This is a genomic window from Chromobacterium sp. FG89, from assembly GCF_057808735.1.
Genome location: NZ_JBMDIQ010000024.1, coordinates 51,013 through 71,333, shown reverse-complemented (window position 1 = coordinate 71,333; position 20,321 = coordinate 51,013). Strand labels below are relative to the sequence as shown.

Below are 20,321 nucleotides of genomic sequence, written 5' to 3'. Positions count from 1 at the left end.
CCGGGGCTTGCAGCTGGGTGCAGTTGGCCTTGGCCGACACCGGGCCCTTGGGCGCCTCCACCGCCGGGGCGGGGGTGGGCGCCGGCTGCGGCGCCGGGTCCGAGGTGGTGGACTGGATCGCGTTGGCCGTGGAGGTGACCGGCGGCGGATTGACCACCGGCGGCACATAGGCTTGCGGCTTGGGCGCGGCGGTGGGCTGCACCACTTTTTCTATTTTGGGGGGCGGAGGGGGCGGAGGCGGCGGCGGTTCGCTGATGACCGCCACTTCCACTTTTTGCTGGATCACTTTGACCACGCCCTGGGCCAGGCCCGACACCAGCGCGTAGATCAACAGTGCATGGAAGACGATCACGCCGACCAAGCCCGCGATGCGGCGCTTGGGCGGGGGACCGCCGATTCCTCTGGCTGTGATGCTCGTCATGTTTATACCCACAATTGCGGCGACTAGACCGGCCCCTCCCCGCCTTGTGAGCGGGCGGAGCCGGCGCGGCCGCCATTTGCCACTCCGGCCTTCGCGCGAAAGCCGGTTCCTGCGTCCTCCCTCCAGCCGGGGCGGCGCAAGGCCGTCCCGGCATGGCGGAGTTACATCTTGTAGCTGGCCTTCACGAAGTAGGCTCGGCCCACCGCGTCGGTGAAGCGCGGGTCATAGCCCTGGGGCGTGGTTTCGCCCTGATTGCTCCACGGCGGCAGTTGGTCGAACAGGTTCTTGATGCCGGCGGTCACGGTCAGTTGCTTGTTCCAGGCGTAGGATCCGGACAGGTTCCAGGTGGAGTAAGGCTTGACCATGTGGCTGGGGTCGGAATCGGTGTAACCGGACTTGTAAGCCTGGGCCAAGATGCCGCTCCACGAGCCGCGCATCCAGTTCAGCGCCAGATTGTGCTGCCAGCGGAAGGTGGGGCTGCCGTTGACATAGGCGCCCAGATCGCTGTGGTAGTCTCCGCCCTTCTCGTACTGGAAGCTGTGCTTACTGATGTAAGTGCCGTCCAGATTCACCGTGAAATCGCCAACCGAGGTGCGCGGCAGACGGTAGGAGAAACCCAGGTCGACGCCGGCGGCGCTGGTGTTGCCCAGGTTGTCGGTGAGGTCGGTCACGTACAGCAGATTGTTCTTCGAATCCCGGACGAACAAATTGGCGTATTTGCCCGGGTTGGCGAAGATGGTCTGCTCGTTCAGCGAACCGATGGAGTTCTGGATATTGGTCCACCAGAAGTCCACGCTGGTGGTCAGGTCCTTGACCGGCTCCAGCACCATGCCGAAGGAGATGGACGAGGATTTTTCCGGCTGCAGGCTCTTGTTGCCGCCGGTCAGCAGATTTTGCTGCGTCTTGACGCAAGAGGACGAACCGGCGCCCGGCTGCGCCACGCCGCCCGGGCACAATACCGGGTCGGTGTAGTTCTTGGCGGTCAGCTGCTGCTGGGCGGGTTGATTAATGTCGTACAGCGACGGCGCGCGGAAGCCGGTGCTGGCCGAACTGCGCAGCAGCAGTTGCGGCACCGGCTGGTACTTCAGCGACACCTTGGGATTCACCGAGCTGCCGGAATCGCTGTAGTGGTCGTAACGCACCGCCAGGTTGGCGTCCAGATGCTTGATCACCGGGATGTCCAGCTCGCCGTACAAGGCCTGGGCGCTGCGCTGGCCGCTGCCGTCGTTGGTTTTGGTCAGGCCGGTGCTCAGGGTGTCGGTGGACAGCGCATGGTTGTAGGTATGCTCGATGGTTTCGCGGCGCGCCTCGGCGCCGATGGCCACCGCCAGCATGCCGGCCGGCAGTTGCAGCACTTCCTTGCTGACCTTGAAATCCGCCAGATCGAGTTTGGACTTGGCCTGCTCGATGCGGCCGCTGGACGAGAACGGTTTCCAGGCGGCCGGATCGGAAGTCCCTGGATCGAAGCCGCTGTTCAACGCGCTCTGCAGCTTGCTCTGGCTCAGGTAGCCGCCGTCCAGATCGTGGGTGACCTTGCTTTCCGAGTGGCCGAGACCGGCGCGGTAATCCCAACCGGCGATCAAGCCCTCCAGATTCATCTGCAAACGCTGGGTGGTGGCGGTGGTGCTGTCCACGCGCGCGCCGGCCGGCACCGAGCGGCCATACACCGGGAACGGGCCGTCCGCCGGGTTCTGACCCGGCGCGGTCGGCGAAGTCACGTCGCCGGAGAACGGCGTCGGCGCCACCCAGGTGGTGTTCTTGGTTTCGGTCACCAGATATTGCAAGGACAGCTCGTGGTCGCCGATGCGGGTGGTGCCCTTGAGCACGCCGGTCTGCTGCTCGACCTCGGGCTGGATGGACGGATACAGCGAATACAGCTGCGAACAAGCGCCGCTGCCGTCCGGCGTCGAATACGGCGGCGCGCAATTGGGCGAGCCGGTAATCAGGTCGCCGCTGGGCAACAGGTAGTTGGGGGGAAAGCTGTTGACGCTGCGCTTGGTGCTGCTGGTGATCTGAGACGCGAAATCACGCTGGGTGGCCATGATCTTGTTGGTCTTGTGATACTCGTAAGCGCCGTAGATATTGAAGCCGTCCTTGCCCAGATCGCCGTAGCCGTAGGACAGGTTGACGCTGCGCTCCTGGCCGCCGGAACGCTGCGGGGACAGAAACTCGCCGCCGATGGACAGGCCCTGCATGGTTTTCTTGGTGATGAAGTTGATCACGCCGCCGATGGCGTCGGTGCCGTAGATGGCGGAAGCGCCGTCGCGCACCACTTCGATGCGGTCTATCACCGTCAGCGGAATGGCGTTGAGGTCGACCGAGGTGCCGTCCATTGGCTGGTTCACGATGCGGCGGCCGTCCAGCAGGATCAAGGTGTACTGGTGACCCAGGCCTCGCAGGCTGGCGTAGGAAGCCCCCCCGGTGGAAGCGCCCACCGCGGCGTTGGCCCCCTGGGAGGACTGGTTGGCGGCTAGGCTGTTGACCACTTGCTCAACCGACGTCATGCCCTGTTTGATCAGGTCGTCGGTCTTGATGATGGTCATCGGGATCGCCTGCTCCTGCTTGATGGAGCGCTTGATGTTGGAGCCGGTGATCTCCACTCGGTCCAGGGTGCCGCTTGCGTCGTCCGCATGGGCCAGAGGCATGGCTCCGGCGCCGAGCATGGCGAGCGCCAGCGCGATTCTCTTCTTGCGATAGTTCATGATTCTCCAATCCCTTGTAAGTTCATCCGGCCACTGACCTCGTCGGGTTTATGGCTCTATTCAGAGCATCGTTGTGCTCATTTTTTGATCTGAACCGAAGGCGATCCGAGTGTGCGAATTAATCATGATCAGCGTCAATAAACTTTTCCGCGGCGGCCCCCCGCCATCTTCAGAGCGAGCAGGCACTATGTTTTAAGCAATGATTCTTAAGGGCTCAAAACCTTTATTAAACAAGCGTCTAACCGGCATTAGAAATCCAATATACAAAAACCCTCATCGCATACCTAGAGCAGAAACTACAAAAAAAAGGCATGCATCTATCCCGTAAGCATGTTGCTTTTTTGCAATTGCGTTAAAAACAGCGCAGCGTAAATACTTCTTATTCTGTGTTTTTAATACTTGTTACATGTAAAAAGCTGGTGGCTGCCATGCATTATTCAGATGCCACTTTCTAAATCTCCTCCGGCAGGCGGCGCGGCCGCGGATTACGCCACGCCGGCCAGCCGGCCGCCCTCGCCCCGCGCGCCGGCCCGGCATGAAGCGCGCTCATGCAAGACCCGCCGCCGGCGCCGCTCTCTCGGGCAATCGGCCCACGCGGCGCGACCGATCCGCCACAGTTCACCCCTGTCCTGATTGCCATTTTCAAAGTTTGTGATTGACCGGCTAAATGATAACGATTATCATTTCTAAAAATTCACCCAGGAGGGATGTCCAATGAATGCCATGCTTGTGGGAGCCGATACCCTCGGCAATATTCCGGATGTGCTGCGCGATTTCGGCATCAACATCCATCGTCACGTCAGCGGCCGCAACAGCTCGCACCAGCGCAAGGTGGACCGCCTGCCGGCCGGCACCGACCTCTTGATTCTGTTCACCGATTTTCTGGGCCACAACGTGATGCGCCATTTCCGCGAACTGGCCTCGGAAAACCAGATCCGCTTCATCGCCTGCCGCCGCTCGGTCTGTGCGCTCAAGCAATCGCTCACCGGAGCCGGCCTCAACGACAGCCAATGCGCCGCCTGCCCGCACCAGTGCGCGGCGGCCAAGAGCGGCGGCAAGCGCAAGCGCTGATTTTTTCTTACCACCCTTGAAGTTAAAAGCCGGCTTGCGCCGGCTTCTTTTTATCCCGCGCCGCGGGCAAGAAAAAACCGGCCAGAAGGCCGGTTTCCCCTTGCGCTTTCAAATGGCTACTCCCCGCGCCCCGCCTTGCGCGCGGCCTCCCCCAACTGCTTCAGCTGTTGCGAGAAATTGCGGCAATTGCCGCACATGAACAGGTGCACGCGCAGACGCACGTGTTCCCACTGGCTCAAGGGACGATCCTGCGAGGCCGAGATCAAACGGCTGGCCTGACGACAACTCAACTTCATACGCTAGCCTCCCGGCTCCAGCGAATCGAAAAACATTCCCGCAAGCTCATGCGGGCGCGATACAGCAATACGGAACAGTTGGTCGCGCTGATCTCCAGATTCTTACAGATCTCCGCGATCTCCATGCCCATCACCTCGCGCATCACGAACACCATCGCGGTGCGGCGCGGCATCACTTCCGAACACTGCTCGAACACCTCCCAGAACTGGCGCGAGATCAAGGACTGCTCCGGCCCGCTCCAGGCCTTGACCGGCTCGCGCCAATGGCCGTCCCGGCTGAACAGACCGTCGAAATCGCCGTCGTCGGCCTCGTTCTCCAGCGATTCGAACAGCTTCTCCTTGCCCTTGCGGCGCAAGGCGTCGATCAGCTTGAAGCGCAGGATGGAGGTCAGCCAGGTGCGCAGCGTGGATTTGCCGCTAAAGGAGGCGCGGGACTCCAGCGCCGCCAGCAGCGTTTCCTGCACCGCCTCGTCGGCGGCGTCCTTCTCGCGCAATTGCGCCAGCGCGTAGCGGAACAGATAAGGGCGTTCCGCTTCTATGTCTCGGTCTTCTATCATTCGCTATCCGCTTTCTTAGAGTCTGTTTACGATCTCGCGAGCTAAAGCGAGACGCAGCAGATCGTAAACAGGCTCTTGCCGCTCACTCGCGGCAGAATTCCACCGCCTGATCCAGGCGCTCCACCGCGATCACCCGCAGCCCTTCTATCGGCTGGCGCGGGCTGTTGGCCTGCGGCACGATGGCGCGGGTGAAGCCCAGCTTGGCCGCTTCCTTCAAGCGCTCCTGGCCGCGCGCCACCGGGCGCACCTCGCCGGCCAGGCCCACTTCGCCGAACACCACCAGCTTTTCCGGCAAGGGCTTGTTGCGCAAGGAGGACACCATGGCCAGGATGATGGCCAGATCGGCCGCCGGTTCGTTGATCTTGACCCCGCCCACCGCGTTGAGGAACACGTCCTGATCGAAGCAGGCGACGCCGCCGTGGCGGTGCAGCACCGCCAGCAACATGGCCAGGCGGTTCTGCTCCAGGCCCACGGTCAGGCGCTTGGGCTGGAAGCCGTGGCAGTCGTCCACCAAGGCCTGGATTTCCACCAGCAAGGGCCGGCTGCCCTCCTGGGTGACCAGCACGCAGGAGCCGGACACATCGTCGCGGTAAGAGGACAGGAAGATGGCCGAGGGATTGGACACGCCCTTGAGGCCGCGGTCCGTCATCACGAACACGCCCAGCTCGTTGACCGCGCCGAAACGGTTCTTAATCGCGCGTATCATCCGGTAATTGGAGTGGGAATCTCCCTCGAAATACAGCACGGTGTCCACCATGTGCTCCAGCACGCGCGGGCCGGCCAGCGAACCTTCCTTGGTGACGTGTCCCACCAGCAGGATGGTGATGCCGGTCTGCTTGGCCATGCGCGTCAGCTGCGCCGCGCATTCGCGCACCTGGGACACCGAGCCGGGCGCCGAGGTCACCTGGTCGGTGTACAGGGTCTGGATGGAGTCGATCACCGCCACTTCCGGCTGCTCGCGCTTCAGCGTTTCCAGGATGGCTTCCAGCCGGATTTCCGCCAGCAGGTTGACGCGCTCGGTGGCCACCGCCAAACGGGTGGCGCGCAGCGCGATCTGCTGCGGCGATTCCTCGCCGGACACATAGAGCACTTTGCGGCGCGCGCCGATTTCGGACAGCGCTTGCAGCAATAGCGTGGATTTGCCGATGCCGGGATCGCCGCCGATCAGGATCACCGCGCCGCGCACCACGCCGCCGCCCAGCACCCGGTCCAGCTCGTCGATGCCGGACGGATCGCGCGGCACTTCCTCGGTTTGCACATCGGACAGCTTTTGCACCTGGGTGGCGCTGTCGCTCCAGGACTGGAAACGGGCGTTGGCCGCCGGCGCGGCCTGCACCGCCTCGGTCAGCGTGTTCCAGGCGTTGCAATGCGGGCATTGGCCCTGCCATTTGGGCGTTTGACCGCCGCACTCGGCGCAACTGAATACGGTTTTGATTTTTGCCATCAGGACAACGGAAAGAAGTGGGCGGGCTCAGCCGTGCGAACCAGGCGCAGGGCTGTTCTTATTGAGTTCATTGATGATGTTGAGCAGGCGTTTCTGCTCCGGCTCCGCGCCGGAGGCCGCCTTGGACTTTTCCCCGCCTTCGCCGGCGGGCTTGTTGCGGATGGCCGCCAGCACCGCCTCCACTTGTGGATCGGTGCGCGCGGCGCGTTCGGCTTCTTCGTTGCTCAGCGGCCTGGGGCCGGAGGGAGAGGTGTTGGCGCTGGATTTTTCCGCCGGCGCGGACGCGGCGCCGTGGCCGCTGGCGGTGGGCGCCGGCATGCCGGCGGAGGCGGAGGCTTCCCGGGGCGGCTCCATGGTGTCCAGCTTGTTCTTGGCCATGTACTCGTTCATCTCGCGCCAGCCGGCGTAAATCGCCGCCTTGTCGGCTTCGGGATTGCGCAGATAGCACTCTTCCAGCGAACGGCCGGTCTGACGGCAGGCCGCGCCTATCGCCTTATTGGCGTCCTTGGTCAAGCCGGTGACGTTGCCCACCCAGTTGCAGCCGGTCAACGCCAGCAACAGCGGCAACCATAGCCATCGCCCTATGCTCATGCCTCCCCCTTCCCCTCAAGCGCGCCGGGCGCGCAAATCCAGTTCCACGATCTCGCCGCTGCGGCCCTGGCTGGCGGGCCCCAGCCAGTACAGCAAATGCGGCATCAGTTCGGACAGATTGCCGCGTTCGGACTTGTCCTCGCCCGGGTGGGTGCGGTTGCGCTGCGGCGAATTCACCGGCCCCGGGATCAGCTGGTTGACGCGCAACTGCGGGTAAACGTCCCATTCATTGGCCGCCACCTGGGTCAGGTAGTTGAGGCCGGCCTTGGACGCGCCGAAACCGCCCCAGTACGGCGCCGGGTGCAAGCCGTGGGTTTCGCCGACGAACAGCACCGCCGCGTCCGGCGAATCCTTCAACAGCGGCAGACAGGCCCGGGTCAGCGCGAACGGCGCCACGGTATTGATCCGGTACTGGTCCATCCATTCTTCCACCGTCTGATTGGACAGCGGCGACAGCGCGTAAAAATGCGAGGCGCAGTGCAGAATGCCGTCCAGGCGGCCCAGCTCGCGCTTGATCATCATCGCCAGATTGTTGAAATCGCCCTCCGCCGCCTTCAGCAGGTCCAGCGGCACCGCCGCCGGCTCCGGCCCTCCGGCGGCCGCTATTTCATCGTAGACCTTCTCCAGGCCTTTGACGCTGCGCGCCAGCAACACCACGGTGGCGCCGTGACGCGCCAACGTCAGCGCGGCCTCGCGGCCTATGCCCTGGGAGGCGCCGGTAATCAGCACCACGCGGTCCTTGAATGCGTTAGAGGCGATATCTGTCGTCATTTTTTTTCGCTATCTTGTAATCAGGGCCATCGGCGGCGCGCCCCTGCGGCCGCCGGATGGCTCACAGTCTTCCAATCACCGCGCGGGCGGCTGCGACGCCGCTTCGGACGGCCCCCTCCAAAGTGGCAGGATAATCAGCATGCGTCCAATCTCCCGCCAAATAAAGCGATTGTACCGGGCTTGGCTGCGCCGGTCGCCTCATATCGACCAAACTGGCAAAAGTGGCCCGCCGCTCCGCCAGCACCCGGAAATCAAGCCGCCGGCCGGCGCGCGGATCAAGCCGGCGCACGTCGGCCTCCACCAAAGCAGCCAGTTCCTCTTGCGCAAGCGCGTCCAGATGCTGCGGCGCGCTCATCACCGCGGCCACCCAGCCGGTCTCGCCCATCAGCGCGCCGCGGTCGAACAGCCAGTCGCCGACGCCGCCGCTGCAGGCGCACATCGGCGCCGGCAAACGGACCGCGCCTTCAAACTGCAGGTAGACGGTGTAGATGGGCCAATAACGATAAGCATCGGTCAGCTGGCGCAGCGCTGGATCCGCCGTCAGTTCCGCCGCGTGATACGGCGCCACCGCCAGCACGGCGGCGTCGAAGCGCTCGCCGTCCACGCTCACCCCCGTTGAATCCGCCGCCACGCCGCGCACGCGCCGGCCGGCGCGCAGATCCGCGCCGCGCGCCGCCAGCCAGCGCCAGGCCGGCTCCGGGAACAGGGCGGACAAGTCCACTTTGGGCAGCAAGAGATCGCTGGCGGCGCGCTCCGCGCCCAGGCTGTCGCGCAGCACCGCGGCCAGCACCCGCATCGACGCCTGCTCCGGCGGCGTGTTGAGGCCGGACAACACCAGCGGCCGCCAGAATTCGCGGATCAGCGTTTCGGACTGCCCTTGCTCCAGCAGCCATTGCGTCACCGCGCAATCCGGCTCCACCCGCCAGCCCTGTCCTTTCAAACGCTGCAAGGCCAGCGCCAGCCGCGCCTTGTCGCGCCAGCTTATGCCGCGCGCCGTCAGCAGGCCGGCCGCCAGATGCAAGGGCGCCGGCAGCCGCGGGCAGCTCAGGCTGATGCCGCCCTGGCGCCGCCAGTTCATCGGCAGGCGCAGCAAGGCCCGGCTCTCGTCCACGCCCACCGCGGCCATCAGCCGCAGGCATTCGCGATACGCGCCGATCAGGATGTGCTGGCCGTTGTCCAGCCGGCTGCCGGGCACGCCGATGCGGCGCGCGCGGCCGCCCGGCTCGCGGCCGGCCTCGAACACGGTCAGCTCCGCCCGCCCGGCCAGCTCCACCGCGGCGGCGAGGCCGGCCCAGCCGGCGCCGATCACGGCGACGCGCGGCCTGCTCATGCGCAGCTCACGGCCGGTAGCCGAAAGTCCAGGTTTTCCATGCCAGCCACAGCTTGCGGATGGGCGTCAGTGACAGCCGCTGATTGAGCACCTTGGCCGGGCCGTCCAGCTTGATCTCCTCCAGCGTGGCGCGGTAGATCGCGGCCATCAGCAGGCCGGGGCGCTGAGACTTGCGGTCCGCCGCCGGCAGCATTTCCCAGGCCTGACGGTAGTATTGCTGCGCGCGCTCGATCTGGAATTCCATCAAGTCCTTGAAGGCCGGGCTTTCCTCGTAGTGCAGAATGTCCATCGCCGGGCAATTGAAGCGCTGCAACTCCTCCATCGGCAGATAGATGCGGTCGCGGCGCGCGTCCTCGCCCACGTCCCGGATGATGTTGGTCAGCTGGAAGGCGATGCCCAGCTCGTGCGCGTACTCCAGCGTCTTCTCGTCGCCGTAGCCGAAGATGCGCGCCGCCAGTTGCCCCACCACGCCGGCCACGCGGTGGCAGTACAGCAGCAGGTCCTGGAAACGCTGGTAGCGCACCATGCTCAGGTCCATGGCCATGCCGTCTATGATTTCTTCCAGCTCGCTCTGCGGCAGGCCGAAAGCCCGCGCGTGCGGCTGCAGCGCCTGCATCACCGGGTGCTCCGGCGCGCCCTGGTAGAGCTTGGCGATTTCGCCGCGCCACCAGGCCAGCTTGGCGCTGGCCACGCCGGGGTCGTGGCATTCGTCCACCACGTCGTCCACCTCGCGGCAGAAGGCGTACAGCGCGGTAATCGCGCGGCGGCGCGACTCCGGCAAGAAGCGGAAGCTGTAATAGAAGCTGGAGCCGCTGGCGGCGGCCTTGTCTTCGCAATACTGATCAGGCGTCACGCGCCACTCCTGTCCAAGCGGCGGCCGCGGCGGGCCGCCGTCCTTCAATCATATTCATCGTCGTCGCGCCGCGGCGCTCACTTGGCGCGCGCCGCGCGCCACAGCATGTAAATCCAGTCGCGCCATCCCAGCACCGGACGGCGGCGGAACACGTCGCCGCCGGAGTCGTGCAGCTTTTTCAGTATCCGTTCGCCGCCCAGGATGATCAGCCTCAGTTCCAGCCCCATCCGGCCCTTCAACACTTTGCCCAGCGGCGCGCCGGCCTGCAACATCTTGCGCGCGCGCTCGATCTGGGCGCGCATCATAGGCTGCCACAGGCCGCCGGCGTCGCGCGCGGCGATCTGCGCCTCGCTCACCCGGAAGCGCTGCAAATCCTCCTGCGGCAAGTAGACCCGGCCCTTGCGCCAGTCCAGCTCGACATCCTGCAGGAAATTGATCAGCTGCAAGGCGGTGCAGATGCCGTCCGACATCGCCAGCGAGCGCCTATCGTTCTCGCCGTACAGCGCCAGCATCAGCCGGCCCACCGGATTGGCGGAACGGCGGCAGTAATCCGCCAGTTCCGCGTAATCGCGGTAGCGGGTTTTCCCCACGTCCTGGCGGAAGGCCGCCAGCAGATCGTGAAACGGCTGCAAGTCCAGGCCATGCTCGGCGATCGCCGCCGCCAGATTGCGCATCATGGCCGTGTCCGGCGTCTGGCCGGCGCCGATGCGCTCCAGCTCCGCGCCCAGGCGGTCCAGTTCGGCCAGCCTCAGCTCGGGGGCGTCGTCGCCCTCGTCCGCCACGTCGTCGGCGTAACGCGCGAAATGGTAGATGGCGTGCACGGCGCGGCGCATCCTGCGCGGCAGCAGGATGGAGCCCACCGGGAAATTCTCGTAATGCCCAACCGACATCGGCTTGCTTCCTGTTGTATGGCTGGCGAATGGGCGATTATAACCGAGCGCTCCGGCCCCTCCTATGCCGGCCGCCGCGCCGCCGCCGGAAAATTATCCAAAAAAAGCGGCGGAAACTATTTACACGCTCCTGCCGCTGCCATATACTGCGCAGCACTGTGAAACGCAGCCGGTGCGGGGGTATAGCTCAGTTGGGAGAGCGCTTGCATGGCATGCAAGAGGTCAGCGGTTCGATCCCGCTTACCTCCACCAAAAACTGCTTCACAGCGAGATGCCGCCCAGCGCGGCGCGCAGCAAAAGCCGATTCCGAGGAATCGGCTTTTTGCATTGTCCCCGCCCTTTTCCCGCTTGCCTTTTTTTGTTGCGGCGCAAATAACTAAAGCAAGTCCATCCCCTCCCGTCGCGGAGCTTCCGTATGCCGCGTGCCCGCCTGATCTTCCTGCTGCTGTCCCTGTGCGCCTTCGGCGCCGCGGCTGAGCCGCGCCCGGCCAGCCTGCGGCTGTGCACCGAAGACATGGACTCGCCGCCGTGGCGCAGCCAGAACGGCCCCAGCCTGAGCTTGCAGATGCTGAAGTCCGCCGCCCAAAGAAGCAATATCAAGCTGGAAATCCGGGAGATGGCCTGGGTGCGCTGCCTGAACGAGGTGCAGAACAATCAGTTGGACGGCGTCTTCGAGATCAGCTTCAAGCCGGAACGGCTGCGCATCGGCGTCTATCCGATGAAAGGCGACGCCGCCGACCCGGCGATGCGCATGCATCTGGACAGCTACAGCCTGTACCGGCTGAAAGGCTCGCCGCTGGAATGGGACGGGCAAAGCCTCAGCCACCTGGAAGGCGCCGTCGGCGCGCAGACCGGCTTCTCCGTCATCGCCCAGCTTCAGGCGCTGGGCGCGCAGGTGGACGACAGTTCGCGCAATCCGGAGCAGAACCTGAACAAGCTCTTGGCGCGCCGCATCGGCGCCCTGGCCTTGCCCACGCTGACCGGCGACAGCCTGCTGGCGGGCAATCCGGCCTATAGGGACAGGATAGAAAAAGTGGGGCCGGACCTGGTCGCCAAGCCTTACTACCTGATTTTTTCCCACCGCTTCGCGGACGGCCACCCCAAGCTGACCCGCCAATTCTGGGAAGCCATCGCCCAGACGCGGGAAACCCCCGAGTACCGCAAGGCCCTGCAAGACGCGCTGCGCCAGCTCAACCGCTGACGCCGCCGTGTTGCGCCCCCGCTATCCCAAATCGGCAAAACGCCGTCCGTCCGCTTGCCCCCAAACGCGAATCTTGCGAGCGTAAGCTCTGGTTCACCACTCGCCCGCCGGGGGAAAACATGAGCGTTCGTCTGCCCGCCCATACCGTCGCGCCCGTCCGCGGCGGCGCCTTGATCGCCCTGATCGCCTTCGCCGCCGTCGCGCCGCTGGTGCTGATGACCGCGCCGGCGCTGGCCGGCCAATTGGCCAGCCAGTTCGGCCTGGGGCCGGAACGCATCGGCCGCCTGTTCGCGGTGGAGCTGGGCGCGATGAGCCTGGCGACGCTGCCGGCCTATTTCTGGCTGCCGCGCGTGGACTGGCGGCGCGCCGCCGCCTGCGCCGCCTGGCTGTTCATCGCCGCCAATCTCGCCTCCTGTTTCGCCGCCACTTACGCCGAGCTGCTGCCGCTGCGGCTGCTCAGCGCGCTGGCCGGCGGCTCGCTGATGATTTTATGCCTGTCCACCGCCGCGGCCAGCCCCAATCCCGAACGCGCCTACGGCCTGTGGGTGTGCGGCCAGCTGGCGCTGGGCGCCCTGGGCCTGCTGCTGTTTCCGGCCTGGTTCGCCCGTCACGGCGTCGCCGCCTGTTATCTGAGCCTGGCGGCGCTGATGGCCCTCTGCCTGCCGCTGGCCCGCTGTTTTCCGTCCATAGCGGCCCGGCCCGCCGCGCCGTCCGGCGCGGGAGCGACGCCCTGGCGCCCGGCGCTGATCGGGGCGGCCGCCACCTTATGCTTCTACGTCAGCCTGAGCGGCACCTGGACTTTCATCGGCAGCATCGCCGCCCAGGCGGGGCTGAGCCCGGAGCAAAGCGGAGACTGGCTGGCCCTCGCCACGCTGATGGGCATCGCCGGTTCGGTCTGCGCCGCGGCGATCGGCGGTCGCGGCGCGCGCCGCCGTCTGCTGATCGCCGGCTACGGGCTGATGCTGCTGGCGCTGGCCCTGCTGCTGGGCGCGCCGCGCGCCGGCCGCTTCGCCGCGGCGGCCCTCGTCTTCAAATACGCGTGGACCTTCATCCTGCCCTTCATTCTGGCCACGCTGGCCGCGCTGGATCACAGCGGCCGGCTGATGAACACCGTCAATCTGGCGATAGGCGGCGGCCTGGCGCTGGGACCGGCGCTGGCCGGCGAATTAATGGCCGCCCGCGGCCAAAACCCTCAAACCCTGCTGCTCGTCGCCATGGGACTCGCCGCCTTGTCGCTGGCCCTGTTGCTGACGCTGCGGCCCGCAAGCGTCAGGAGTCCGCAATGACCGCCCGCACCGCGTTTTTCTTCGACGAACTCTGCCTGTGGCACAGCGCCGGCCCCCACGCTCAGATCCTGCCGGTGGGCGGCTGGGTGCAACCGCCTTCCGGCGGCGGCCACGCCGAATCCCCGGACAGCAAGCGCAGGCTGAAAAGCCTGATGGACGTGTCCGGCCTCGGCGCCCGGCTGCAAACGCGCGGCGCGCCGCCCCTGGACGAGGACGCGCTGCTGCGCGTGCACACGCCCGCCTATCTGCAGCGCTTCAAGGCGCTCAGCGACGCCGGCGGCGGCGAGCTGGGACCGCAGGCGCCGATAGGCCCCGGCAGCTATGAAATCGCCAAACTGTCCGCCGGCCTGGCCTGGGCCGCGGTGAACGCCGTGCTCGCCGGCGAGGCGGACAAGGCCTACGCGCTGTCGCGCCCGCCCGGCCATCATTGCTCGGCGGACGGCGCGATGGGCTTCTGTTTTCTGGCCAACGCCGCCCTCGCCGCGGAGCTGGCCATCGCCCGCCACGGCCTGAGCCGCGTCGCCATCGTCGATTGGGACGTACACCACGGTAACGGCACCCAGTCCATTTTTTACCGGCGCGGCGATGTGCTGACCCTCTCCCTGCATCAGGACGGCTGTTATCCGCCCGGCTACGGCGGGGCCGAGGACCGCGGCGAGGGCGAGGGCCTGGACGCCAATCTGAACATCCCCTTGCTGCCCGGCGGCGGCCACCAGGCCTATCTGGACGCGATGCGGCTGCTGGTGCTGCCGGCGCTGCGGCGTTTCCGGCCCGAGTTGATCATCGTCGCCTGCGGCTACGACGCCAACGCCGTCGATCCCCTGGCCAGAATGCAGGCGCACAGCGACACCTTCCGCGAGATGACGCGGCAGCTGGCCGACTACGCCGACGCCGAGGCGGGCGGACGGCTGGTCCTGCTGCACGAGGGCGGCTATTCCGAGGCCTACGTGCCCTTTTGCGGCCTGGCCGCGCTGGAGGCGCTGTCCGGCGTCCGCACCGAGGTGCGGGACCCGCTGCTGGAACTGATCATCGCGCAGCAGCCCGGCGCGCCGCTGCGCGAGCTGCAAACGCGCCTGCTGGAAGCGCAGGCCGAGCGGCTCGGGTTGTGAGCGCCCGCCCCAAAACGATCCGAGTCCGCCATTTAGCCATCGATAAGGAGCCGCCCCATGTCCAATCCCACTCCCGAATTCATCCAGGTCGGCGCGCTGGCCGACGGCTTCGCGCCCGACAGCCTGACCCTGCCCCGCTGCGCCGAGCTGGACGGCCGCAGCCTGCGGCTGTGCTTCGACGACGACAGCGCCGCGGACTGCCGGCTGCAAGCCGGCGGCGACGCCCGCGTCGTCCTTGACCGTCCGGGGCTAGCCTCGGCGCTGGCGGAGATAGACGGCTTCCACGCCAGCTCCTTGCGCGCCGGCGTCTATTTCATCGATTTCCGTCACCAGGGCCCGGCCGCGCAGTCCCTCAGCCTGATCCTGGACCTGGCGCAGCGCCGCTTCACCCTGGTTCTGGGCCGGCTGCCCGACGCCGACGCCGCGCGGATCTGCGCTTTCGACCGGGTGGAGCGCCAACTGGAATTGACCGGCGTGGACGTCGAGTTCCTCCACGGCGCCGTCGACCAGGCCGCCGCGAGCGTCCCGCCGCATCCGCCCAGCGCGGAGCTGATCGGCATGCGCAACCGCTACCGCTACAGCCCCACCGAGTGCTACGAACACATTTATCTGAACGACAGTTTCTACGCCTGGCACTGCCTGGAGGGCGTGGAGCGCGGCCTGGCCGATGTCGACCGCTGCCACTGCCTGCAAGTGGCGGAGCGGCTGTATTTATTCGTCTGGCGCGAAAAAATCATCCCCACCCTGGGCGTGATCCTGATCGATCTGGAACGGATGCGCACCGACGGCAAGATCTTCGGCTATCAGGACGGCGGCTTCGGCGCCACCCGCAACTTCCGGGTGGGCGCGCGGGCCAGCGTCGTCAACCACGTTCGCGGCTGAGGAGCCGCGCCGGGCTTCAGTCCCGCGCCAGCCGGGAGTACGCCAGCGTCGGCACATCCACCGCCGTCGCGCCGCCGTCCGCCGTCAGGCAGGCGCCGCTGACCATGGCCGCCTCGTCGGACAAGAGGAAACGGCAGACCGCGGCGATGTCCTCCGGCGTCGCCGGCCGCCGCAACGGCACATCGGCGGTGACGCGCTGGTAGGCGGCGTCCAGGTCCTCGCCATAAGCCGCCATCAGCGGCCGCATCTCCTCGTCCGCCATCGGCGTGCGCACCCAGCCCGGACACAGCGCGTTGACCCGCACCGCCGGCCCGTAGTCGCACGCCAGCGACCGGGCCAGGCCCAGCAAGGCGTGCTTGGCCGTCACATAGCCGCAGGCCGCAGGCCCGGCCGCCAGGCCGGCGATGGAGGCCAGCAACACCATGCTGCCGCCCTGCCGGATCAGGTCCGGCAGGCAGGCGCGGGCGCTGACGAAGGCGGTGTCCAGATTGGCGCGCATCGCGGCGCGCCAGGCCGCGTCGTCGGTGTCCAGCGCCGCGCCCATGCCCAGGCCGCCGGCGCAGGCGGCCAAGCCGTCCACCCTGCCCCAACGCGCGCGGATGCGCGCCAGGAAATCCTCCCAGGCCGCGGCGTCGGCGGCGTCGCCGGCCAAGGCCAGACCGCCGGTTTCCTCCGCCAGCGCCAGCAAGGGGCCGGCCCGCCGTCCCACCAGGGCCAGCCGCGCGCCTTCGGCGGCGAAGCGCCGCGCGCAAGCGGCGCCGATGCCGGAGCCCGCGCCGGTGATCACTATGGTTTTATCGCGCAAAGACATCTCAGCCTCCTTGTCGTTCGCCGTCTAAACCCGACGGCATTATGTTAATATATTCATTTAAAGTAAACAGGCCGCCCCCCTTACCCTCCCGCGACTTTAAACCAAGGAGCCGCCATGGACCCTACGCAGCGTCCCTACCAATACCAACTGCCGCAACGCCTGCTGCGCGCGCGCGAAGCGGTGATGTCCTACTTCCGTCCGGTGCTGAGCCGTCACGGCCTGTCGGAACAGCAATGGCGCGTCCTGCGTCTGCTGGCGGAACGCGGAAACATGGAAGCCGGCGAGATCGCCCAGCGCGCCGGCATCCACCCGCCCAGCCTCAGCGGCATCCTGGCGCGCATGGAAAGGGACGATCTGGTTTACCGCCACCGCGCCCAAGCGGACAACCGTCGCTTGATCGTCACGCCGACGCAGCGCGCCAAGACGCTGACCCAGCGCATCATTCCGCTGTCCAACGACTGTTACCGCCAGATCGAAGCCCATTTTTCCCAGGCCAAGCTGCAAGCCTTGCTCGCCTTGCTGGATGAGTTGGAAAGCCTGCCCGCGCCGTCTTAGAACCTGTTCAAGAGCGGACCGCCCGCCAGACCTAGCCCCGCCCCGCCTCCGCCGCCAGCAAGACGCGGCGGCAGGCGGCCAGGCTGGCCAGCACCGCCAGGCCCTGCACGCCGCGCAGGCCGATGTAGCGCCGCAAGGGCGGCAGCCGGCACGCCACCTCGCTGGCGCCGTAAGGTTCCAGACACAGCAACCAGCCGTCCTGGCCGCCGTGCAGCTCGCAACGCTTGAAGTCCAGCGGCGACAGCGCGGCGCGCACATCCGCGTCGGCGCGCAAGCGCTCCAGCAGCGGCGCCAGCGCCGCCGCGTCGCCGTCCAGCAAATCGACGACGATGCCGCGGCGACGCCAGAAGCCGCCGTGACGCAGGCGGATGCGCGCGCGGCCCGGCGCGCCCGGCACCGTCAGCCGGAACTCGCAAGCCACCATATAGGCCAGCCAGCCCGCCTCCACCCGCTCCCGCGCCGAAAAGCTCCACTCCCCGTGCGGAAAGCGAAAACGCCGCTCCGCCTCCTCCCCGGCCTGGCAATCCAGCTCCGGCCAGTCCAGGCTCAGCCGCGCCAGCGTCGCGCCCGGACGATAGCCGCCCGGCCTGCGCCAGGCCTCAACCAGCCGCGGCCACACGTTCCAGCTCCCGCCGCAAGGCCTCGTCCTCGCCCTGGCACTGCGTGTCCAGAATCCGCTCCAGCGGCACCGGCCGGAACGGGTTGACCTTCTGCACCAGCAAGGTCCACAGCAGCGCGTACACCAGGGTCAGGCCCAGCATCCAGCCAAAGGGCAGGTAGATGTCGCGCGCCTGCATGCCGGGCGGGGTGATGAAACAGATCGCCAGCACGATGCCCAGCGCGGAGCCGATCTGCGGCAGCGGAAACCACGGCGAGCGGTAGGCGCGCGGGAAATCCGGCCGCGTCAGCCTCAGCCGCACCACGGACAGCGTCACCAGCAGATAGGCCACGCCCCAGGAACAGACCGCCGCCAGCACCAGGGGCATGATGCGGTCCAGATCGCCCTGGATCAACCAGGCGTGGACACAGGGGATGAGCACCGCCGCCGCGATGCCGCACCACGGCGTGTTGAAACGCGGATGCAGATAGGCGAAGCAGCGCGGCAAGGCGCCGTCCTGGGCCATGCCGTACAGGATGCGCGGCAGCGCCGCCATCAGGGTGTTGATCGTCGCCGCGCCGGCCAGCAGCAAGCCGACGCCCAGCCAGATCTTGCCGAAGGGCCCCATCACCCGCTCGGCGAAGGCCGGCAGCGCCATCGGCGTGTCCAGCAGCCGCGGGCCGTCCGCATGGGCCGGGTCCAGCGGCGTATTGGCCACCTGCCTCACCATGGCCGCGCCGTACAGCAGCATGGTGACGGCCACGCCGCTGAGCCCCATCTTCAAAGCCCGCGGAATGGCGCGGCCGGAATCGCGCAGCTCCGGCGCCAGCGGCGTCACCAGCTCCGCGCCGACGAACATGAACATCGCCATGCCCACCAGGCTGAGCAGCAGGCCCGGGTCGTCCAGACGCAGCGGCGCGCCGAACCAGCCGCCCAGATCCACCGCCGGCGCGCGCAGCAGGCCGGCCACGCCGAAGACGGTCAGCGTCGCCCACATGCCGAAGGTCAGCGCCACCTCGGCCTTGCCGAACAGGGTCACGCCCAGCGCGTTGAGCGCGCCGAAAACGATGACCAGGCCCACACCCACCATCCAGGCGCTGCCGCTCTTTTCCAGCATGGTGTTGAGATGGTCGAAATTCACCAGCGCCATGATGCCGGACAATATGGTCTCGGCGGTGCCGGCGAACACATGCACCAATAGATAGGCCGACAAGGTGCCGGCGATGGCCAGGCCGCGGCCCAGGCCGGCGCTGATGTAATCGTACACCGCGCCGGAAGTCGGCAGCATCGCCGCCGCTTCGGCAAAAGTGGTGGCCTGCGCCTGCATCATCAGATAGGCGATCAGCATGGCCAGCGCGAAAGTGCCGCCGGCCATGCCGAAGCCGCTGGTGGCGGTCAGTATCACCGGGCTGGCCATCACCACGCCCACCGAGCTGGCCAGCGCCACCGGAAAGCCCACCACGCCGCGGCTCAGGCTGCGGCTCAAACGTTCGCTAACAGACATGGTTCTCCTCCCTCTTCCATCCGCCGCCGCGCCGGCCGCCGCTCTCTGTCTTCCTGGCGGCGTGCCGGCGCGGCCGGCTGCTCCCCGTTCGGGTCGGGCCGTTCAGGCCTCGGCCAGCCCGGCTTCCAAGGCCGACGCGATCACATCGGCGTGCTCGCGCTGCAACACCAGCGGCGGCGATAGAATGATCTTGCTGCCCACCGGCCGCACCAGCGCGCCGGCCCGGCGCGCGATCTCCGCCACCTTGTCGGCGTAGCCGCTTTGCGGGTCTATCGGCTCCCGGCTGGCCTTATCCTTGACCAGGTCCAGGGCCAGCATCAAGCCCTTGCCGCGCACCTCGCCCACCGCCGGATAACGCTCGGCCAGCGGCAGCAGCCGCTCCAGCAGGTAGGCGCCCGTTTCCGCCGCCTTAGCCGGCAGGTCTTCCTCCTGCACGATGCGCAGATTGGCGAGGGCGGCGGCGCAGGCCACCGGGTGGCCGGCATAGGTGTAGCCATGCATGATGACGCCGCCGAAATCGCCGTTGGCGGCGAAGGCGTCCGCCACGCGCTGATTGACCACGGTGGCGCCCAGCGGCAGATAGCCGGAGGAGATGCCCTTGGCCAGGCACATCATGTCCGGCTTCACCCCCCACAGCCGGCTGCCGAACATGGAGCCGGAGCGGCCGAAGCCGGTGACCACCTCGTCGGCGATCAGCAGCACGCCGTGGCGGTCGCACACCTCGCGCACCCGCGGCCAATAGCTGGCCGGCGGCACGATGACGCCGCCGGCGCCCTGTATCGGCTCGGCGATGAAGGCCGCCACCGTGTCCGGGCTCTGGAACAGGATTTCGCGCTCCAGCATCCGCGCGCAGATTTCGGCCAGCTCCTCAGGGTCGTCGGTGAAGGGGTTGCGGTAGGGCCACGGGGTTTCCACATGGAAGCAGCCGGGCAGCAGCGGTTCGTAATTGCGGCGGAACACCGTGTTGCCGTTGACCGAGCCGCCGCCGAAGTGGGTGCCGTGATAGCCCTGCTTCAAGGAGATGAATTTGACCCGGTCCGGCTGGCCCTTGAGCCGCCAGTATTGGCGCGCCAGCTTGAGCGCGGTTTCCACCGCGTCCGAGCCGCCGGAGCTGAACACCACCCGCGCCATGTCTTCCGGCCGCAGCATGTCGATCAGCAGCGCGGACAACTCCTCCGCCCGCGGATGGGAGATGCCGTCGAAAAGCTGGAAATACTCCAGCTCGTCCAGCTGCCGGGCGATGGCCTGCTTGATTTCGGCGCGGTTGTGGCCGACGTTGACGTTCCACAGCCCGGCCACGCCGTCCACCAGCTTGACGCCCTGGTCGTCGAACACATGGCAGCCGTCGCCGCGCACGATGCGGATGGGCGTCCGCTCTTTCATTGCGTTGGGATGCAGCATGGGGTGCCAGAAACGGGCCTTGTCGTAGGACATGTCTTTCTCCTGAAT

At 66.9% G+C, this 20,321-nt stretch carries 19 protein-coding genes, 1 tRNA gene and 1 pseudogene; 7 read left to right on the top strand and 14 right to left on the bottom strand.

Going from position 1 to position 20,321, the window contains the following annotated elements; all coding sequences use genetic code 11:
• Both ACODRW_RS20030 and ACODRW_RS20025 read right to left on the bottom strand, forming a co-directional pair.
• Positions 1–421: pseudogene (locus ACODRW_RS20030) on the bottom strand (hypothetical protein); the annotation flags it as partial.
• Between the two features lie 161 nt (positions 422–582).
• Positions 583–3,123, bottom strand: a complete 2,541-nt coding sequence (locus ACODRW_RS20025) for a TonB-dependent receptor (protein ID WP_488906533.1) — start codon at positions 3,121–3,123, stop codon at positions 583–585.
• Between the two features lie 714 nt (positions 3,124–3,837).
• Between ACODRW_RS20025 and ACODRW_RS20020 the strand changes: the two genes are divergently transcribed.
• On the top strand, positions 3,838–4,194 hold the full coding sequence (locus tag ACODRW_RS20020; protein ID WP_043590020.1) for a DUF2325 domain-containing protein: 357 nt from the start codon (positions 3,838–3,840) through the stop codon (positions 4,192–4,194).
• Between the two features lie 116 nt (positions 4,195–4,310).
• On the opposite strand, the gene ACODRW_RS20015 is transcribed toward ACODRW_RS20020, so the two are convergent.
• From ACODRW_RS20015 to hpnC, 8 genes are all read right to left on the bottom strand, one after another.
• On the bottom strand, positions 4,311–4,490 hold the full coding sequence (locus tag ACODRW_RS20015; protein WP_107798721.1) for a zf-HC2 domain-containing protein: 180 nt from the start codon (positions 4,488–4,490) through the stop codon (positions 4,311–4,313).
• The gene (locus tag ACODRW_RS20010; RefSeq protein WP_107798720.1) at positions 4,487–5,047 is read right to left on the bottom strand and encodes a sigma-70 family RNA polymerase sigma factor; all 561 of its coding nucleotides are present in this window, start codon (positions 5,045–5,047) and stop codon (positions 4,487–4,489) included. Before ACODRW_RS20010 ends, ACODRW_RS20015 begins: the two co-directional genes overlap by 4 nt.
• 82 nt (positions 5,048–5,129) lie before the next feature.
• Positions 5,130–6,491, bottom strand: a complete 1,362-nt coding sequence (radA, locus tag ACODRW_RS20005; protein ID WP_227107748.1) for a DNA repair protein RadA — start codon at positions 6,489–6,491, stop codon at positions 5,130–5,132.
• 27 nt (positions 6,492–6,518) lie between these two features.
• Positions 6,519–7,082: a hypothetical protein gene (locus tag ACODRW_RS20000; protein ID WP_107798718.1), complete on the bottom strand. Its 564-nt coding sequence runs from the start codon at positions 7,080–7,082 to the stop codon at positions 6,519–6,521.
• A 15-nt stretch (positions 7,083–7,097) separates the two neighbouring features.
• Entirely contained in the window at positions 7,098–7,853 is a 756-nt protein-coding gene (locus ACODRW_RS19995) for an SDR family oxidoreductase (RefSeq protein ID WP_227107746.1), read from the bottom strand.
• 61 nt (positions 7,854–7,914) lie between these two features.
• Positions 7,915–9,183, bottom strand: a complete 1,269-nt coding sequence (gene hpnE / locus ACODRW_RS19990) for a hydroxysqualene dehydroxylase HpnE (protein ID WP_253315227.1) — start codon at positions 9,181–9,183, stop codon at positions 7,915–7,917.
• Between the two features lie 7 nt (positions 9,184–9,190).
• Positions 9,191–10,036 (bottom strand): presqualene diphosphate synthase HpnD, encoded by an 846-nt coding sequence (gene hpnD, locus ACODRW_RS19985; RefSeq protein ID WP_107801710.1) that lies wholly within the window; start codon positions 10,034–10,036, stop codon positions 9,191–9,193.
• A 77-nt stretch (positions 10,037–10,113) separates the two neighbouring features.
• Positions 10,114–10,926: a squalene synthase HpnC gene (gene hpnC, locus ACODRW_RS19980; RefSeq protein WP_474453831.1), complete on the bottom strand. Its 813-nt coding sequence runs from the start codon at positions 10,924–10,926 to the stop codon at positions 10,114–10,116.
• A 176-nt stretch (positions 10,927–11,102) separates the two neighbouring features.
• Here hpnC and ACODRW_RS19975 point away from each other — a divergent pair.
• The 5 genes from ACODRW_RS19975 to ACODRW_RS19955 all read left to right on the top strand — a co-directional run bounded on the left by ACODRW_RS19975 (position 11,103) and on the right by ACODRW_RS19955 (position 15,404).
• Positions 11,103–11,178, top strand: a tRNA-Ala gene (locus ACODRW_RS19975).
• Positions 11,179–11,341: 163 nt separating this feature from the next.
• Positions 11,342–12,127, top strand: coding sequence for a substrate-binding periplasmic protein (locus tag ACODRW_RS19970; protein ID WP_488906532.1), 786 nt, complete (start codon positions 11,342–11,344; stop codon positions 12,125–12,127).
• A gap of 119 nt (positions 12,128–12,246) precedes the next feature.
• Entirely contained in the window at positions 12,247–13,413 is a 1,167-nt protein-coding gene (locus ACODRW_RS19965) for an MFS transporter (protein WP_488906531.1), read from the top strand.
• Positions 13,410–14,522: a class II histone deacetylase gene (locus tag ACODRW_RS19960; protein ID WP_488906530.1), complete on the top strand. Its 1,113-nt coding sequence runs from the start codon at positions 13,410–13,412 to the stop codon at positions 14,520–14,522. The genes ACODRW_RS19965 and ACODRW_RS19960 overlap by 4 nt, the downstream gene beginning before the upstream one ends.
• Positions 14,523–14,579: 57 nt before the next feature.
• Positions 14,580–15,404, top strand: coding sequence for a MoaF C-terminal domain-containing protein (locus ACODRW_RS19955; RefSeq protein ID WP_488906529.1), 825 nt, complete (start codon positions 14,580–14,582; stop codon positions 15,402–15,404).
• 16 nt (positions 15,405–15,420) lie between these two features.
• Here ACODRW_RS19955 and ACODRW_RS19950 read toward each other — a convergent pair whose 3' ends face one another.
• Positions 15,421–16,215: an SDR family NAD(P)-dependent oxidoreductase gene (locus tag ACODRW_RS19950; protein WP_488906528.1), complete on the bottom strand. Its 795-nt coding sequence runs from the start codon at positions 16,213–16,215 to the stop codon at positions 15,421–15,423.
• Positions 16,216–16,329: 114 nt separating this feature from the next.
• On the opposite strand from ACODRW_RS19950, the gene hpaR reads away from it, so the two are divergent.
• The gene (hpaR, locus tag ACODRW_RS19945; RefSeq protein ID WP_253315220.1) at positions 16,330–16,770 is read left to right on the top strand and encodes a homoprotocatechuate degradation operon regulator HpaR; all 441 of its coding nucleotides are present in this window, start codon (positions 16,330–16,332) and stop codon (positions 16,768–16,770) included.
• A gap of 31 nt (positions 16,771–16,801) precedes the next feature.
• Here the strand turns inward: hpaR and ACODRW_RS19940 are convergent, their stop codons facing one another.
• The 3 genes from ACODRW_RS19940 to ACODRW_RS19930 all read right to left on the bottom strand — a co-directional run bounded on the left by ACODRW_RS19940 (position 16,802) and on the right by ACODRW_RS19930 (position 20,306).
• The gene (locus ACODRW_RS19940) at positions 16,802–17,389 is read right to left on the bottom strand and encodes a DUF3156 family protein (protein WP_488906527.1); all 588 of its coding nucleotides are present in this window, start codon (positions 17,387–17,389) and stop codon (positions 16,802–16,804) included.
• Entirely contained in the window at positions 17,370–18,872 is a 1,503-nt protein-coding gene (locus ACODRW_RS19935) for an APC family permease (protein WP_235087854.1), read from the bottom strand. The genes ACODRW_RS19940 and ACODRW_RS19935 overlap by 20 nt, the downstream gene beginning before the upstream one ends.
• Before the next feature lie 102 nt (positions 18,873–18,974).
• Entirely contained in the window at positions 18,975–20,306 is a 1,332-nt protein-coding gene (locus ACODRW_RS19930) for an aspartate aminotransferase family protein (RefSeq protein WP_227107739.1), read from the bottom strand.
• Between the last annotated feature and the right edge of the window lie 15 nt (positions 20,307–20,321).

Coding starts and splice junctions, on each gene's coding strand:
- ACODRW_RS20025 (WP_488906533.1), bottom strand. CDS start 3,123: ATGAACTATCGCAAGAAGAGAATCGCGCTGGCGCTCGCCATGCTCGGC.
- ACODRW_RS20020 (WP_043590020.1), top strand. CDS start 3,838: ATGAATGCCATGCTTGTGGGAGCCGATACCCTCGGCAATATTCCGGAT.
- ACODRW_RS20015 (WP_107798721.1), bottom strand. CDS start 4,490: ATGAAGTTGAGTTGTCGTCAGGCCAGCCGTTTGATCTCGGCCTCGCAG.
- ACODRW_RS20010 (WP_107798720.1), bottom strand. CDS start 5,047: ATGATAGAAGACCGAGACATAGAAGCGGAACGCCCTTATCTGTTCCGC.
- radA (WP_227107748.1), bottom strand. CDS start 6,491: ATGGCAAAAATCAAAACCGTATTCAGTTGCGCCGAGTGCGGCGGTCAA.
- ACODRW_RS20000 (WP_107798718.1), bottom strand. CDS start 7,082: ATGAGCATAGGGCGATGGCTATGGTTGCCGCTGTTGCTGGCGTTGACC.
- ACODRW_RS19995 (WP_227107746.1), bottom strand. CDS start 7,853: ATGACGACAGATATCGCCTCTAACGCATTCAAGGACCGCGTGGTGCTG.
- hpnE (WP_253315227.1), bottom strand. CDS start 9,183: ATGAGCAGGCCGCGCGTCGCCGTGATCGGCGCCGGCTGGGCCGGCCTC.
- hpnC (WP_474453831.1), bottom strand. CDS start 10,926: ATGTCGGTTGGGCATTACGAGAATTTCCCGGTGGGCTCCATCCTGCTG.
- ACODRW_RS19970 (WP_488906532.1), top strand. CDS start 11,342: ATGCCGCGTGCCCGCCTGATCTTCCTGCTGCTGTCCCTGTGCGCCTTC.
- ACODRW_RS19965 (WP_488906531.1), top strand. CDS start 12,247: ATGAGCGTTCGTCTGCCCGCCCATACCGTCGCGCCCGTCCGCGGCGGC.
- ACODRW_RS19960 (WP_488906530.1), top strand. CDS start 13,410: ATGACCGCCCGCACCGCGTTTTTCTTCGACGAACTCTGCCTGTGGCAC.
- ACODRW_RS19955 (WP_488906529.1), top strand. CDS start 14,580: ATGTCCAATCCCACTCCCGAATTCATCCAGGTCGGCGCGCTGGCCGAC.
- ACODRW_RS19950 (WP_488906528.1), bottom strand. CDS start 16,215: ATGTCTTTGCGCGATAAAACCATAGTGATCACCGGCGCGGGCTCCGGC.
- hpaR (WP_253315220.1), top strand. CDS start 16,330: ATGGACCCTACGCAGCGTCCCTACCAATACCAACTGCCGCAACGCCTG.
- ACODRW_RS19935 (WP_235087854.1), bottom strand. CDS start 18,872: ATGTCTGTTAGCGAACGTTTGAGCCGCAGCCTGAGCCGCGGCGTGGTG.
- ACODRW_RS19930 (WP_227107739.1), bottom strand. CDS start 20,306: ATGTCCTACGACAAGGCCCGTTTCTGGCACCCCATGCTGCATCCCAAC.